General features: G+C 73.1%; 13 protein-coding genes. 3 read left to right on the top strand and 10 right to left on the bottom strand.

Annotation, left to right across the window (positions count from 1 at the left end):
- Window positions 1-3: 3 nt before the first annotated feature.
- Window positions 4-1,545 carry an MFS transporter gene (locus ACGF1Z_RS27915; protein WP_393008937.1) on the bottom strand — a complete coding sequence of 514 codons (1,542 nt, stop codon included), beginning with the start codon at window positions 1,543-1,545 and terminating at the stop codon, window positions 4-6.
- Window positions 1,545-2,096, bottom strand: a complete 552-nt coding sequence (locus ACGF1Z_RS27910) for a TetR/AcrR family transcriptional regulator (protein ID WP_393008644.1) — start codon at window positions 2,094-2,096, stop codon at window positions 1,545-1,547. Before ACGF1Z_RS27910 ends, ACGF1Z_RS27915 begins: the two co-directional genes overlap by 1 nt.
- Before the next feature lie 85 nt (window positions 2,097-2,181).
- Here ACGF1Z_RS27910 and ACGF1Z_RS27905 point away from each other — a divergent pair, with 85 nt between their 5' ends.
- On the top strand, window positions 2,182-2,691 hold the full coding sequence (locus ACGF1Z_RS27905) for an HAD domain-containing protein (RefSeq protein ID WP_393008642.1): 510 nt from the start codon (window positions 2,182-2,184) through the stop codon (window positions 2,689-2,691).
- 9 nt (window positions 2,692-2,700) lie between these two features.
- Here the strand turns inward: ACGF1Z_RS27905 and argH are convergent, their stop codons facing one another.
- Window positions 2,701-4,128 carry an argininosuccinate lyase gene (gene argH, locus ACGF1Z_RS27900; protein ID WP_393008640.1) on the bottom strand — a complete coding sequence of 476 codons (1,428 nt, stop codon included), beginning with the start codon at window positions 4,126-4,128 and terminating at the stop codon, window positions 2,701-2,703.
- 101 nt (window positions 4,129-4,229) lie between these two features.
- Complete coding sequence (locus ACGF1Z_RS27895; RefSeq protein WP_393008638.1) at window positions 4,230-5,423, bottom strand: argininosuccinate synthase; 1,194 nt, start codon at window positions 5,421-5,423, stop codon at window positions 4,230-4,232.
- 140 nt (window positions 5,424-5,563) lie between these two features.
- Between ACGF1Z_RS27895 and ACGF1Z_RS27890 the strand changes: the two genes are divergently transcribed.
- Window positions 5,564-6,931 carry a hypothetical protein gene (locus tag ACGF1Z_RS27890; RefSeq protein WP_393008636.1) on the top strand — a complete coding sequence of 456 codons (1,368 nt, stop codon included), beginning with the start codon at window positions 5,564-5,566 and terminating at the stop codon, window positions 6,929-6,931.
- A gap of 93 nt (window positions 6,932-7,024) precedes the next feature.
- Here the strand turns inward: ACGF1Z_RS27890 and ACGF1Z_RS27885 are convergent, their stop codons facing one another.
- The 5 genes from ACGF1Z_RS27885 to argC are packed head-to-tail and all read right to left on the bottom strand — an operon-like array spanning window position 7,025 to window position 11,885.
- A complete protein-coding gene (locus ACGF1Z_RS27885; RefSeq protein WP_376637762.1) occupies window positions 7,025-7,585 on the bottom strand; it encodes an arginine repressor in 561 nt (186 codons plus the stop codon).
- A gap of 7 nt (window positions 7,586-7,592) precedes the next feature.
- The gene (locus ACGF1Z_RS27880; RefSeq protein WP_393008634.1) at window positions 7,593-8,813 is read right to left on the bottom strand and encodes an acetylornithine transaminase; all 1,221 of its coding nucleotides are present in this window, start codon (window positions 8,811-8,813) and stop codon (window positions 7,593-7,595) included.
- Window positions 8,789-9,712 carry an acetylglutamate kinase gene (argB, locus tag ACGF1Z_RS27875; RefSeq protein ID WP_393008632.1) on the bottom strand — a complete coding sequence of 308 codons (924 nt, stop codon included), beginning with the start codon at window positions 9,710-9,712 and terminating at the stop codon, window positions 8,789-8,791. The genes ACGF1Z_RS27880 and argB overlap by 25 nt, the downstream gene beginning before the upstream one ends.
- Entirely contained in the window at window positions 9,709-10,860 is a 1,152-nt protein-coding gene (gene argJ / locus ACGF1Z_RS27870; protein ID WP_393008630.1) for a bifunctional glutamate N-acetyltransferase/amino-acid acetyltransferase ArgJ, read from the bottom strand. Before argJ ends, argB begins: the two co-directional genes overlap by 4 nt.
- The gene (gene argC / locus ACGF1Z_RS27865) at window positions 10,857-11,885 is read right to left on the bottom strand and encodes an N-acetyl-gamma-glutamyl-phosphate reductase (protein WP_393008628.1); all 1,029 of its coding nucleotides are present in this window, start codon (window positions 11,883-11,885) and stop codon (window positions 10,857-10,859) included. The genes argJ and argC overlap by 4 nt, the downstream gene beginning before the upstream one ends.
- Before the next feature lie 361 nt (window positions 11,886-12,246).
- On the opposite strand from argC, the gene ACGF1Z_RS27860 reads away from it, so the two are divergent.
- The gene (locus ACGF1Z_RS27860) at window positions 12,247-13,848 is read left to right on the top strand and encodes an ABC-F family ATP-binding cassette domain-containing protein (protein ID WP_393008626.1); all 1,602 of its coding nucleotides are present in this window, start codon (window positions 12,247-12,249) and stop codon (window positions 13,846-13,848) included.
- Here the strand turns inward: ACGF1Z_RS27860 and ACGF1Z_RS27855 are convergent.
- Window positions 13,835-14,995 (bottom strand): methyltransferase, encoded by a 1,161-nt coding sequence (locus ACGF1Z_RS27855; protein WP_393008624.1) that lies wholly within the window; start codon window positions 14,993-14,995, stop codon window positions 13,835-13,837. The two genes, ACGF1Z_RS27860 and ACGF1Z_RS27855, sit on opposite strands and share 14 nt — an antisense overlap.
- Window positions 14,996-15,000: the final 5 nt, after the last annotated feature.

Here is a 15,000-nt window from a genome sequence, read left to right as displayed (position 1 = left end):
GCGTCAGTGCTCGACGCCGTCGGCCAGCTTCTGGCCCTTCAGGAGGAACCAGGCCGCGACCGCGGTCACGAGCAGGACCGCCGCGCCGGCGCCCGACGCGAGGCGCAGGCCGTCGACGAAGGCGTCCTGGGCGGCGCCGACCAGGGCGTCGGCCTGGGCCGGGGCGAGGCCCGCGGAGGCCTCGACCGCGCCGCCCAGCGAGTCGTGCGCCGCGGCGGCGGTGTCGGCCGGGATGCCGGCCGGGGCGGCGAAGCCCCGGTAGACGCCGGTGACGACGGAGCCGAGGAGCGCGATGCCGAGGGCCGCGCCCAGCTCGTAGGCCGTCTCGGAGACCGCGGAGGCGGCACCGGCCTGCTCCTTGGGCACGGTCGAGAGGATCACGTCGGCGGTGACCGTGAAGGCGAAGCCCGCACCGACACCGACGACGAGAAGGCTCACGCCGAGCAGCGGGTAGCCGGTCGACTGCCCGATGGCGGTCAGCGCCGCGAGGGCCAGACCGATGGCACCGAGGCCGCCCGCGACGACGGAGCGCACGCTGAAGCGCCGGGCGACGCTGCCGGCGACCAGACCGGCCGTCACCGCGCCGACGGCGGCGGGCAGTTCGGCCAGTCCCGCCTCCAGCGGCTGGCGTCCCTGCACCAGTTGGAAGAACTGGGACAGGAAGAACACCAGGCCGGACAGGCCGAGGATGGTCAGCAGGTCGGCGGTGACGGCGGCCGAGAAGCCGCGGTTGCGGAACAGCCGCATGTCCAGGAGCGGCGTCGGCAGGGTCAGCTGCCGGCGCACGAACCCGGCCAGCCCGCCGATGCCGGCGGCGGCGGCCAGGGCGACGCCGAAGGTGGGGCCCTCGGCGGCGAGTTCCTTGACGGCGTAGACGACGCCGATCATGCCGACGAGGGAGAGACCGACGCTGGGCACGTCCCACGGGCCCGGGTGCGGGTTCTTCGACTCGGGGATCAGCTTCACGCCGACGAGGACCAGGACGCCCATGACGGGCAGGTTGATGAGGAAGACCGAGCCCCACCAGAAGTGCTCCAGCAGGAATCCGCCGACCACCGGGCCCACGGCGGCACCGGCCGAGGCCATGGCGCCCCAGATGCCGATGGCGAGGCTGCGCTCGCGCGGGTCGTGGAACAGGTTGCGGATCAGGGCGAGCGTGGACGGCATGAGGGTGGCGCCGGCGACACCCAGCAGGGCGCGGGCCACGATCATCATCTCGGGGCTGGTCGCGTAGGCGTTGAGCACGGAGACGGCGCCGAACGCGACGGCTCCGGTGAGCAGCAGCTTCTTGCGGCCGATGCGGTCGCCGAGGCTGCCCATGGAGACCAGCAGACCGGCGATGACGAAGGAGTAGACGTCGCCGATCCACAGCAGCTGGGTGCCGGACGGCTTCAGGTCCTCGGAGAGGAAGGGCGTCGCCAGCCCGAGTACCGTGGCGTCGACCGCCACGAGCAGCACGGCCAGGACGAGCACGGCGAGGGCGAGCCACCGGCCGGAACGGCGCACGCCCCCGATATGGCTCTCGTGCCGGACGGTTTCGGTGATCACTTCTCCACGCTCCTGCGCGCTCCGCCGAGCAGCAGCTCGGCGATCATGTATTGGATGTCGTTGGCGGCGACACGCCCGTCGGCGACCGCCCAGGCGCCCGAGCCGAGCAGGCCGTAGAAGGCCTCACAGAGCCAGGCCGGGGTGAGGTCGATCCGGAAGGCGCCCTGCTCCTGTCCGCGCCGGAAGAGCGCGGCGAGCCGGTCGTCGAGGCGGGTCCAGCCGGCGTTCTGCTGCTCGCCCTCGAAGAGCTGGTTCTCGGTGTAGAGGAAGGCGAGCAGGGGCGCGACGGGCTCACATGCGCCGATCAGGCGGCGTACGGCCTCGTCGGCGGGCCCCTCGTCGAGACGCGCCGCGTCGAGCGCGGCCTCCGTCTCCTCGATGCACAGCTGCTCCAGCGCCCGCACCAGCGCGTCCCGCCCGGCGAAGTGCCGGTGCAGCGTGGCGCGCCCGATCCCGGCGGCGCGGGCGACCTCGTCCATCGTGGCGGTCGCCTTGCGGGTGAGCAGGGCAGCGGCGGCGTGGAGCACCTGGGTGCGGTCGACGGACATGAGACGACAGTACACCGGATGAGACATGAATGTCTCATCCGAAATTTCGATGCCTCATCGGCGGGTGGGCAGGGATGCTGTGGACATGACGAAGCCGCTGCTGCTGATCGACGTGGACGGACCGCTGAACCCGTACGCGGCGCAGCCCGAGCGCCGGCCCGCGGGGTACACGACCCATCGGATGCGCCCGAGCGGCTGGACGGAGACCCGGCCGCTGCGGGTCTGGCTGAACCCCGGGCACGGGGAGGAGCTGCGCGCGCTCGCCGAAGCGTACGAGCTGGTCTGGGCGACCACCTGGAAGGACGAGGCCAACGACTGGATCGGTCCGCGGCTGGGGCTGCCCGAGCTGCCGTTCGTCGATTGGCCGGAAATGCACGGGGCCGCCCCGCACGGGACGTTCTGGAAGACCGCGTACGTCCTGGAGTACGCGCAGGGACGGCCGTTCGCCTGGGTCGACGACGACATCACGTCGCACGACCGCGCCCACGTGAAGCGGAACCACAGCGCCGCCGCCCTGCTGCTGCACGTCGACCCCCGGCTCGGACTCCTCCGGCCGGACTTCGACGCGCTCGCGGACTGGGCGGCGGCGCTGTAGGAGCGGGGTTCAGTTCTTGGCGGTGGCCCAGGCGCGCTGGATCACCAGGTCCGCCTTGACCTCGACCAGCTGGACGGCGACCGCCGACGGCGCGGTGCCGCCCCGGCCGTCGCGGGAGGCGAGGGCACCGGGCACGTTGAGCACCGTACGGACCTCGGGGGTGAGGTGCTCGGAGATCTTCGCGAACTGCTCGTCCGTCAGCTCGTCGAGCTCCTTGCCCTCCGCCTCGGCGACCTTGACGCACTCGCCGGCGACCTCGTGCGCCACCCGGAACGGCACGCCCTGCCTGACCAGCCACTCGGCGATGTCGGTCGCGAGGGAGAAGCCGGCCGGAGCGAGCTCCTCCATCCGCTCCCGGTTGACCGTGAGGGTCGCCATCATGCCGGTGAAGGCGGGGAGCAGGACCTCCAGCTGGTCGCAGGAGTCGAAGACCGGCTCCTTGTCCTCCTGGAGGTCCCGGTTGTAGGCCAGCGGCAGCGCCTTCAGCGTCGCCATGAGACCGGACAGGTTGCCGATGAGGCGGCCGGACTTGCCCCGGGCCAGCTCGGCGATGTCGGGGTTCTTCTTCTGCGGCATGATCGACGAGCCGGTGGAGAAGGCGTCGTGCAGGGTCACGAAGGAGAACTCCTTCGTGTTCCAGATGATGATCTCCTCCGCGATCCGGGAGAGGTTCACCCCGATCATCGCCGTGATGAACGCGAACTCGGCGACGAAGTCGCGCGAGGCCGTGCCGTCGATCGAGTTGCCGGCCGAACCCCGCTCGAAGCCGAGGTCCTTGGCCACCGCCTCCGGGTCGAGCCCGAGCGAGGAGCCCGCGAGGGCGCCGGAGCCGTAGGGGGAGACCGCGGTCCGGGTGTCCCACTGGCGCAGCCTCTCGGCGTCCCGGGACAGGGACTGCGCGTGGGCGAGCACATGGTGGGCGAAGAGCACCGGCTGGGCGTGCTGGAGGTGCGTCCGGCCGGGCATGGCGACGTCCGGGTGCGCCTCGGCCAGACCGACCAGGGCGTCCTGGAGGTCGGCGATCAGTCCGCCGATGATCCGGGCGTGGTCCCGCAGGTACATCCGGAAGAGCGTGGCGACCTGGTCGTTACGGGACCGGCCGGCCCGCAGCTTGCCGCCGAGCTCGGCGCCGAGGCGCTCCAGGAGACCCCGCTCCAGGGCGGTGTGGACGTCCTCGTCGGCGATGGTGCCGACGAACGAGCCGTCGGCGACGTCCGCCTCCAGCCGGTCGAGACCGCCGAGCATGCGGGTCAGCTCGTCCTCGGTGAGGAGCCCGGCCTTGTGCAGCACGCGCGCGTGGGCACGGGAGCCGGCGATGTCGTACGGCGCCAGGCGCCAGTCGAAGTGGACCGACGCGGACAGCTTCGCCAGGGCCTCGGCGGGGCCGTCGGCGAACCGGCCGCCCCAGAGCCGGACGTCACCGTTGTTGCTGCTCACTGCTGTGCTCCTCAGGACAGTGTCGGGATGTGCGGCCGCCTCCCTGCCGCGTACAGCGTCGGCGTACGGAACAGGGAGGCGGCTTGTACAACGTGCGGGGGTCAGCCCAGGTCGCGCTTCGCGGCGATCTTCGCCGAAAGGGCGAAGATGTCGATGAAGCCCTGCGCCTTGGACTGATCGAACGTGTCGCCGGTGTCGTAGGTGGCCAGGTTGAAGTCGTACAGCGCCTCGGCGGACTTCCGGCCGGTGACCACGGCGCGGCCGCCGTGCAGGGTCATCCGGATGTCGCCCGTGACGTGCTGGTTGGCCTCGTCGATGAAGCCGTCCAGGGCGCGCTTGAGCGGGGAGAACCACATGCCGTCGTAGACGAGCTCGCCCCAGCGCTGCTCGACCTGCCGCTTGTAGCGGGCCAGCTCGCGCTCGACGGTGACGTTCTCCAGCTCCTGGTGGGCGGTGATCAGGGCGATCGCGCCGGGAGCCTCGTACACCTCGCGGGACTTGATGCCGACGAGACGGTCCTCGACCATGTCGATCCGGCCGATGCCCTGGGCGCCGGCCCGCTCGTTGAGCTGCTGGATCGCCTGGAGCACGGTGACGGGCCTGCCGTCGATGGCGACCGGGACGCCCTCCTTGAAGGAGATGACGACCTCGTCGGCCTCGCGGGCGACCGCCGGGTTCTCGGTGTACTCGTAGATGTCCTCGATAGGGGCGTTCCAGATGTCCTCGAGGAAGCCGGTCTCGATCGCCCGGCCGAAGACGTTCTGGTCGATGGAGTACGGGGACTTCTTGGTGGTCGCGATCGGCAGGTTCGCCTTCTCGGCGAACGCGATGGCCTTGTCGCGGGTCATCGCGTAGTCACGGACCGGGGCGATGCACTTCAGGTCCGGGCCGAGGGCCTGGATGCCGGCCTCGAAACGCACCTGGTCGTTGCCCTTGCCGGTGCAGCCGTGGGCCACGATCGAGGCGTCGTGCTTCTTGGCGGCCGCCACGAGGTGCTTCACGATGGCCGGCCGGGAAAGGGCCGAGACCAGCGGGTAGCGGTCCATGTAGAGGGCGTTGGCCTTGATCGCCGGGAGGCAGTACTCGTCGGCGAACTCGTCCCTGGCGTCCGCGACCTCCGCCTCGACCGCACCGCAGGCGAGCGCGCGCTTGCGGATGACGTCCAGGTCCTCGCCGCCCTGGCCGACGTCCACGGCGACGGCGATGACCTCGGCACCCGTCTCCTCGGCGATCCAGCCGATGGCGACGGAGGTGTCCAGGCCGCCCGAGTAGGCGAGTACGACGCGCTCGGTCACGGGGTTCTCCTTACCTTGCAACCACTGATGGGTATAACTATGCAGTCCTCCGTATGTTTTGTCAACGCGACTGGTGAGGGACTCCCCTTCCGCGGGAAAACCGCAGGCGAGAACCGGTGCGCGGCCCCTAGGCTCCGTGCATGACGAGCGAGGAGACACCGCTGGACGCGGCACTGCGGGGGCTCGCGCGCGGGCGCCCGCTCGCGCGGGTGCTGGAGGTCTGGCGGCCGCAGGCGTGGCTGGAGCTGGACGCACGCATCCGCCGCGGCATCCGTACGGGCGAGGTCGGGCGCCCCGCCCCTCGCCGGCTCCCGACCGGCGGCCTGCCCTCCGCCCTCCGCGCCGCCCTGGGCGCGCCGGCGCCCAGCGAGGCGCAGCTCGCCCTCGCCCTGTGCGACCCCAGCGGCCTGATCCGCGCCGCCGCGCTCCCCCACGCCGCCGGGCGTCCCGCCGTCCTCCCCCTGGTCGCGATCCGCACGGCCGACTGGGCGGCGCCGGTCCGCGAGGCGGCCCAGGCCGTCCTCGCCGGCGCCCTGCCCGGCGCCGACCCCGGCACCCTCGCCGTCACCGCACCGGTCGCCCTCCGGCTCGGGGCCCGGCTGCGCGGCGGCACGGCCGCCGCACTCCTCCGGGACACCCTGCGCACCGCACCGCCGGCCACCGTCACCGGGCTGCTCCTCAACCGGGACCGGCCCACCCGGCGGCTCGCCCTCGACCTCGCGATCGAGCGGGGGCTGCTGGGGCCGGCGGAGCTGGCCCGCCTCGCCGCGTACGACGACGACCGTGTCGTACGGGACAGGGCGGCCACCGCCGCCCTCGCCGCGGGCGTCCCCGACGAGACGCTGCCGCTGCTGCTCGCCGCCCGCTGTGGCGGCGTGCGCTCGGCCGGGGTCACCGCGCTGCGCAAGGCCGGCCGGACCGCCGAGGCCGAGCCGTTCCTCCACGACCGCTCGGGGCTGGTCCGGGCGTGCGCCCGCTGGGCGCTGCGGCAGGACGGCCGGGATCCGGCAGCCCTCTACCGGGCGGCGTGCGCCGATCCGGCGACCGTGCCGGACCGCGCTCCGCTCGGGCTCGCGGAGTGCGGGGAGCGGACGGTGGACCTGCCGGTGCTCTGGGAGCTGACCGGGCACGAGCGTCCCCTGGTGCGCTCGTCGGCCGTCGCGGGCCTGCGCGTCCTCGGCACCGGGGACCTCGCCCGGCTGCTCGCGCTGCTCGACGACCCGGCTCCCGGCGTCGTACGGGAGGCGGCCCGCACCCTGCTCCCGTGGACCGACCGCCTGCCGGACCGGGAACTGGTGCGCCGCACGGGCCCCGACCGCCCGGCGCACACCCGGATCCGGGCCCTGCGGCTGCTGAGCGAGCGCGGCGGGGAGCCGTACGGCGAGACGGCCCGGCGGCTGCTCGAGGACCCCGATCCGGTGCTGCGCGGCCAGGTCCGCCGGGCCCTCGGCCTGGGGAACCCCCGGGTCCGCCCGCCGGGCACCCCCGCCCGCTTCCTGATCCGGTGAGCCGGCGCCCGGCCGGGCGGATCCGGCCCGCCGGGGCCGTGCATCGCCGTCGGCGCGCGGGGCGGGCCGACGGCGGTCACCCGCTGCCGACGCTCAGCGTTCCTTCTGGGCGAGCCGCAGCAGATGGTCCGCGAGGGCCTGGCCGCCGGCCGGGTCGCGGGAGATGAGCAGCAGGGTGTCGTCGCCCGCGATCGTGCCGAGGATCGCGTGGAGTTCGGCCTGGTCGATGGCCGACGCGAGGAACTGGGCGGCGCCCGGCGGGGTGCGGAGCACCACCAGGTTGGCCGAGGCCTCGGCGGAGATCAGCAGTTCGCCGGAGAGGCGCCGCATGCGCTCCTCCTTGGCCGACTCGCCGAGCGGGGCCTGCGGGGTACGGAAGCCGCCCTCGCTGGGCACGGCGTAGATCAGCTCGCCGCCCGTGTTGCGGATCTTCACCGCGCCGAGTTCGTCGAGGTCCCGGGAGAGCGTCGCCTGGGTGACGCTCAGTCCGTCGTCGGCGAGTAGCTTGGCCAGCTGGCTCTGCGATCGGACGGGCTGCCGGTTGAGGATGTCGACGATCCTGCGGTGGCGTGCGGTGCGGGTCTGCGGAACGGACGGTCCCCCGGACTCCGGCTGGGCGGCTCCCCAGCTCTCGGTTCCCTGCGCGTCGGTCATCGTCGCTTCATTCTCCGCTTCGTCCTTCCCCGTCGGCCACCTCGAGGACGCCGGGCAGGGCCCGGAGGAAGGCGTCCACCTCCGCGTCTCCGATGATCAGCGGCGGCATGAGCCGTACGACATCGGGGGCGGGCGCGTTCACCAGGAGTCCGGCGTCCTGAGCCGCCTGCTGCACCTGCGGCGCGAGGGACTCGGTGAGCACGATACCCAGCAGGAGGCCCGAGCCACGGACGTGGGAGACCAACGGGTGGCCCAGACCCTCGATTCCGTCGCGCAGCTTCTCGCCGAGCCGCTTGACCTCGTCGAGGACGGCGTCGGCGCCGAGGGTGTCGAGAACGGCGAGCCCGGCGGCGCAGGCGACCGGGTTCCCGCCGAAGGTGGTGCCGTGGTGACCGGGCTCGAAGAGCTCCGCGGCCGGGCCGAAGGCGACGGTCGCGCCCAGCGGGAGGCCGCCGCCCAGGCCCTTGGCGAGCGTGACGATGTCGGGGTCGACTCCGTCGTGGGCCTGGTGCTCGAACCAGGTGCCGCACCGGCCGATGCCGGTCTGCACCTCGTCGAGGACGAGGAGGGTGCCGGTGGCGCGGGTGATCCGGCGGGCGGCCTGGAGGTAGCCGGCCGGCGGGACGACGACGCCGTTCTCGCCCTGCAGCGGCTCGATGACGACGAGGGCCGTCTCCTCGGTCACGGCGGCCCGCAGCGCCTCGACGTCGCCGTACGGCACGTGTGTGACGTCGCCGGGCAGCGGCAGGAACGGGGTCTGCTTGCCGGGCTGGCCGGTCAGCGCGAGGGAGCCCATGGTCCGGCCGTGGAAGCCGCCCTGGGTGGCGACCATGTGCCCGCGGCCGGTGAGCCGGCCGAGCTTGAAGGCGCCCTCGTTGGCCTCGGCGCCGGAGTTGCAGAAGAAGACCTTGCCGGGCCGGCCGAAGAGCTGCAGCAGCCGCTCGGCGAGGGCGACGGGCGGTTCGGCGACGAAGAGGTTGGAGACGTGGCCGAGGGACGCGATCTGCGCCGACACGGCCTCGACGATCGCCGGGTGGGCGTGGCCGAGGGCGTTGACCGCGATGCCGCCGACGAAGTCGAGGTACTCCGTGCCGTCGGCGTCCCAGACCTTGGCGCCCTCACCGCGGACGAGCGGCAGCCGCGGGGTGCCGTAGTTGTCCATGAGCGAGCCCTGCCACCGCTGGGTCAGGTCCTGGTTGGCGGTCACTTCTCCCCCTGGGCGTTGCATTCGTCGGGCACGACCATGGTGCCGATGCCCTCGTCGGTGAAGATCTCCAGCAGGATCGAGTGCTGGACCCGGCCGTCGATCACGCGGGCCGTGGTGACCCCGTTGCGGACGGCGTGCAGGCAGCCCTCCATCTTGGGGACCATGCCGCTGGAGAGTTCGGGCAGCAGCTTCTCCAGCTCGCTCGCGGTGAGCCGGCTGATGACCTCGTCGCTGTGCGGCCAGTCCTCGTAGAGGCCCTCGACGTCGGTCAGGACCATCAGGGTCTCGGCGCCCAGCGCAGCAGCGAGTGCCGCAGCCGCCGTATCAGCATTGACGTTGTAGACATGCGCGTCGTCCTGGGAGCGGGCGATGGAGGAGACGACGGGGATCCGGCCGTCGTCGAGGAGTGCCTGGATGGCGCCGGTTTCGATGGCGGTGATCTCGCCGACCCGGCCGATGTCGATCTGTTCGCCCTCGATGACCGGCTGGTGCTTGGTCGCGGTGATGGTGTGGGCGTCCTCGCCGGTGAGGCCGACGGCGAGCGGGCCGTGCTGGTTGAGCAGCCCGACGAGCTCGCGCTGGACCTGGCCGGCGAGGACCATCCGTACGACGTCCATCGCCTCGGGGGTGGTGACCCGCAGGCCCGCCTTGAACTCGCTGACCAGGCCGGCCTGGTCGAGGGCGGCGCTGATCTGCGGGCCGCCGCCGTGCACGACGACCGGCTTGAGGCCGGCGTGGCGCAGGAAGACGACGTCCTGGGCGAAGGCGGCCTTGAGGTCGTCGTCGATCATGGCGTTGCCGCCGAACTTGATGACGACGGTCTTGCCGTGGTGGCGGGTGAGCCAGGGCAGCGCCTCGATGAGGATCTGCGCCTTGGGCAGCGCGGTGTGCTTCCGGGTCGGGCCCGTCGAGTCGCTCATGAGGAGTACGCGCTGTTCTCGTGGACGTAGTCGGCGGTGAGGTCGTTGGCCCAGATGACGGCGGACTCGGAGCCGGCGGCGAGGTCGGCGGTGACGACGACCTCCCGGTAGCGCATGTCGACGAGCTCGCGGTCCTCGCCGACGGAGCCGTTCTTGCACACCCACACGCCGTTGATGGCGACGTTGAGCCGGTCGGGCTCGAAGGCGGCCCGTGTGGTGCCGATCGCCGAGAGCACCCGGCCCCAGTTGGGGTCCTCGCCGTGGATGGCGCACTTGAGCAGGTTGTTGCGGGCGATGGACCGGCCGACCTCGACGGCGTCGTCCTCGGTGGCCGCGTTGATCACCTCGATCCGGATGTCCTTGCTGGCGCCCTCGGCGTCGCCGATGAGCTGACGGGCGAGGTCGGCGCACACGTCCTGGACGGCCTGGGTGAACTCGTCCTGGGCCGGGGTGACGCCGGAGGCGCCGGAGGCGAGCAGCAGCACGGTGTCGTTGGTCGACATGCAGCCGTCGGAGTCGACCCGGTCGAAGGTGACCCGGGTGCTCTGCCGGAGGGCGGCGTCGAGCCCCTTGGCGTCGACGTCGGCGTCGGTGGTGAGGACGACCAGCATGGTGGCGAGGCCGGGGGCGAGCATGCCCGCGCCCTTGGCCATGCCGCCGACGGTCCAGCCGTCCCGGCCGGCGACGGCGGTCTTGTGCACGGTGTCGGTGGTCTTGATGGCGATGGCCGCCTTCTCGCCGCCGTGCTCGGAGAGCTCGCCCGCGGCCTTGTCGACGCCGGGCAGCAGCTTGTCCATGGGGAGCAGGACGCCGATGAGGCCGGTGGAGGCCACGGCGACCTCGCCGGCCCCGATGCCCAGGACCTCGGCGACCTTCTCGGCGGTGGCGTGGGTGTCCTGGAAGCCCTGGGGGCCGGTGCAGGCGTTGGCGCCGCCCGAGTTGAGGACGACGGCGGTCAGCTCGCCGTCGGCCAGGACCTGCTGGGACCACAGGACCGGCGCGGCCTTGACGCGGTTGGAGGTGAAGACTCCCGCGGCGGCGCGGCGCGGCCCGGTGTTGACCACGAGGGCCAGGTCCGGGTTGCCGTTCTCCTTGATCCCGGCCGCGATGCCCGCGGCCGTGAATCCCTTCGCTGCGGTGACGCTCACGGAGCGACTCCAATCGTGGAAAGTCCGGTCTCCTCGGGGAGCCCGAGGGCGATGTTCATGCTCTGCACCGCCGCGCCGGCGGTGCCCTTGGTGAGGTTGTCGATGGCGCTGATCGCGATGATCCGGTTCGCGACGGGGTCGTGGGCGACCTGGATCGAGACGGCGTTGGAGGCGTGGACGGCGGCCGTGGACGGCCACTGCCCCTCGGGGAGCAGATGGACGAAGGGCTCGTCCGCGAAGGCCTTCTCGTACGCGGCGCGCAGCGTCTCGCCGGTCACGCCCGGCCGGGCGGCGGCCGAGCAGGTGGCGAGGATGCCGCGGGGCATCGGCGCGAGGGTGGGCGTGAAGGAGACGGTGACCCGCTCGCCCGCCGCCGCGCTGAGGTTCTGGACCATCTCGGGGGTGTGCCGGTGCCCGCCGCCGACGCCGTACGGCGACATGTTGCCCATGACCTCGCTGCCGAGCAGATGCGGCTTGGCGGCCTTGCCGGCGCCGGAGGTGCCGGAGGCGGCGACGATCACGGCCTCGGCCTCGGCGAGCCCGTTCGCGTACGCGGGGAACAGCGCGAGCGAGACGGCGGTGGGGTAGCAACCGGGCACCGCGATGCGCTTGGACCCCTCCAGCGCGGCGCGGGCACCCGGCAGTTCGGGAAGGCCGTACGGCCAGGTGCCGGCGTGCGGGGAGCCGTAGAAGGCCTCCCAGTCGGCCGGGTCCTCGAGACGGAAGTCGGCGCCCATGTCGACGACGAGGGTGTCCGGGCCGAGCTGCTCGGCGACGGCGGCGGACTGCCCGTGCGGGAGGGCGAGGAACACCACGTCGTGGCCCGCGAGGGCCTCGGCGGTGGTCTCCACCAGGACGCGGTCGGCGAGCGGCAGCAGGTGCGGCTGGAGGCCGCCGAGCCGCTGTCCGGCGTTGGAGTGGCCGGTCAGTGCGCCGATCTCGACGTGGGGGTGGGCCAGGAGGAGGCGCAGGAGCTCTCCGCCCGCGTATCCGCTCGCGCCCGCGACTGCTGCTCGTACCGTCATGGAAACCCTCCTCATGGATGGCATGACTATACGTGCGCCCGCAGTTTTATGCAAAGCCCTTGGGGTTGGCAGTGGCCGAAGAGGCCACGGCCGCATTCGCCCGGACGCGCGGACGCGCGGGATACCCGGTCGGCGGCCCCGGCCGGCGGTGAACGGCGGCCAGCGGCCGGCGGTGAACGGCGGGCTGTACGGACCGCACGCCACGGACGACGGCGCCACGGACGGCGGACGGCGGAAATCCGGATGCGCCGTCCGGGCGCTATCCGTACCCTCGGAGTCATGTCTACGCCCCGAATCTCTTAGCTGAGGACCCGCTTCCACGCCACCCGTGTGTCCTTCAGTCTGTTCGGAGCGTCATCCAATGATCACCATCCGTGGTGTCGACGTGCGCGTCGGCGCCCGTCTCCTGCTGTCCGAGGTCTCCTTCCACATCGCGCCCGGCGACCGCATCGGCCTCGTCGGCCGCAACGGCGCGGGGAAGACCACCCTCCTCCACACCCTGGCCGGGCTGCGCGCCCCGGCCGCCGGCAGCGTGCGGCGCACCGGTCCGGTCGCGCACCTGGCGCAGGACTCGCGCGCCGCCGACCCGTCGGTGTCCGTCACCGACCGGATCCTGTCGGCGCGCGGCATGGACGTGGCCGTGCGCCGGCTGCGCGCAGCCGCCGACCGGCTCGCCGAGCGCGCCGACACGAGGGCCATGGACGCCTACGCGCGCGCCGAGGCCGCCTTCGAGGCGTGTGGCGGTTACGCGGCGGAGGCCGAGGCCGCCCGGGTCGCGGCCGGTCTCGGGCTGCCCGCCGAGATGACGGGACGGCCCGTCGGCACCCTGTCCGGCGGCCAGAAGCGGCGCGTCGAGCTGGCCCGCATCCTCTTCGCCGGCCACGGCCGCGAGGGCACCCTGCTGCTCGACGAGCCGACCAACCACCTCGACGCGGACTCGGTCGGCTGGCTGCGCGGACACCTCGCCGCGCACCAGGGCGGCCTGGTCCTCGTCAGCCACGACCTCGACCTGGTCGCCGCGACCGTCAACCGGGTCTTCCACCTCGATCCGCAGCGCGCGACGATCGACGTCCACAACACCGGCTGGGCCGCCTACCTCACCCAGCGGGAGGCCGACGAGCGCCGCCGCACCCGCGAACGCGCCAACGCCGAGCGCAAGGCGGCGGCCCTGCACGCCCAGGCGGACAAGATGAAGGCCCGCTCGGCCACGTCGGTCACGGCGCGCAGCATGGCGCGCCGCGCCGACCGCCTCCTGGACGGCCTGGAGGCGGTCCGGCACACCGAGCAGGTGGCCCGGATCCGGCTTCCGGAGCCCGCCCCCTGCGGCCGTACGCCGCTGGGCGCGATCTCCCTGACCAAGGGGTACGGCGGCGGGCGACGGGTCCTGGACGGGGTCGACCTCGCGGTGGACCGGGGCAGCCGACTGGTCGTGCTCGGGCTCAACGGCGCGGGCAAGACGACCCTGCTGCGCCTCCTCGCGGGCCAGGAGACCCCGGACTCCGGCCGGGTCGTGCACGGGCACGGGCTGCGCCTCGGCTACTTCGCGCAGGAGCACGAGACGCTCGACCCCACTCGTACGGTCCGGGAGAACCTGTCCGCCGCCGCCCCGCACCTGGCGGACGGCGAGGTCCGCCGGGTCCTCGGCGCCTTCCTGTTCCGGGGTGACGACGCCGACAAGCCGGCCGGGGTCCTCTCCGGCGGCGAGAAGACCAGGCTCGCGCTGGCGGGCCTGGTCCACTCGGGGGCGAACGTGCTGCTGCTCGACGAGCCCACGAACAACCTGGACCCGGCCTCGCGCGACGAGGTGCTGGCCGCCGTGGGCACGTACCCGGGCGCGATCGTCATGGTCACGCACGACGAGGGCGCGATCGACGCGCTGCGGCCGGAACGGGTGCTGATCCTGCCGGACGCGGAGGAGGACCTGTGGAACGAGGGCTACCGCGAGCTGGTCACCCTCGCCTGACGGCCCTCAGGACCACGAACTTCGGGTCGCTCGCGACGAGTTCGCAGCCGCCGAAGATCCGGCGCAGGGTGGCGTGGTAGCCGAGGTGCCGGTTGCCGACGACCCGGAGTTCCCCGCCGGGCCGCAGGGCCCGGCGGGCGTCGGCGAACATCCGGCGGGCGGTGCGGTCGGTCGTGGCCTGGTGACTGTGGAACGGCGGGTTGCTGAGCACGAGGTCCACCGAGCCGGGCGCGAGGTCCGCGAGCCCGTCCCCGACGAGGAACCGGGCCTTGCGCCCGGCGTTGCCCGCGTGCGCGGCGAAGTTCTCCTCGGCGGAGGCGACGGCCTGGTACGACTCGTCGGTGAAGAGCAGCTCCGTCTCCGGCTCGGCGAGCGCGACGGCCAGTCCGACGACGCCGTTCCCGCAGCCCAGGTCGACCACCCGGGAGCCGCCGAGCCCGCGCGGCAGGTGCCGCAGGAAGAAGCGCGTGCCGATGTCGAGCCGGTCGGCGCAGAACACCCCGGCGTGGTTGACGACCGTCCGCCCGGCGAGCCCGGCGGGGGCGTCGGCGGGCAGGTCGTAGCGGTACGGCCAGGGGTTGGCGCCCGCCTCGCGCACCTCGGGCGTGGTGTGGACGAGCCGCGCCTTCTTCACCGCCAGCGAGGTCCGGGTGGTCCCGAGGATCCGCTCGAACAGCGCGAGCGTCGAGGTGTGGATCTCCTTGACCATGCCCGTGCCGACGACCACCGTGCCCTCGTGCACCGCCGGCGCGAGCCGGTGGAGCTGGTCCTCCAGCAGCGCCAGACTCTTGGGGACCCGGACGAGCAGCACGTCGACCCGCTCCGGCGGCGGGTCCTGTGTGGTCAGCAGCCGCACCGCGGTGGTGTCCGCACCCGAGCGCGCCAGATTCTCGCCGGTGGCGGTCCGGCCGAGGTACGAGTCGGAGATCTGGACCAGCTCGCCGGGCCCCGCGGCAGCGAGCGCGGTGACGAGGGCGCCCCAGCGGTCGCCGACGACGGCGACGGTGCCGGACAGGTCGGTGCCGGTCTCGGCGAGATGGTTCAGCAGGTACTCGTCGGCCGCGTCCCAGGCGCGCAGCTGATCGCGCGGGTCCTCGGGGTGGCGGGTGAGCGGAAAGGTGCCCCATGACGTGGTCAAACGGTTCATCGTGC

Source organism: Streptomyces sp. NPDC048018 (assembly GCF_043202995.1).
In the GTDB taxonomy this organism is placed as follows: domain Bacteria; phylum Actinomycetota; class Actinomycetes; order Streptomycetales; family Streptomycetaceae; genus Streptomyces.
Note: the sequence above shows the minus strand (reverse complement) of the source record. Positions and strands in the feature narration are given on the sequence as shown.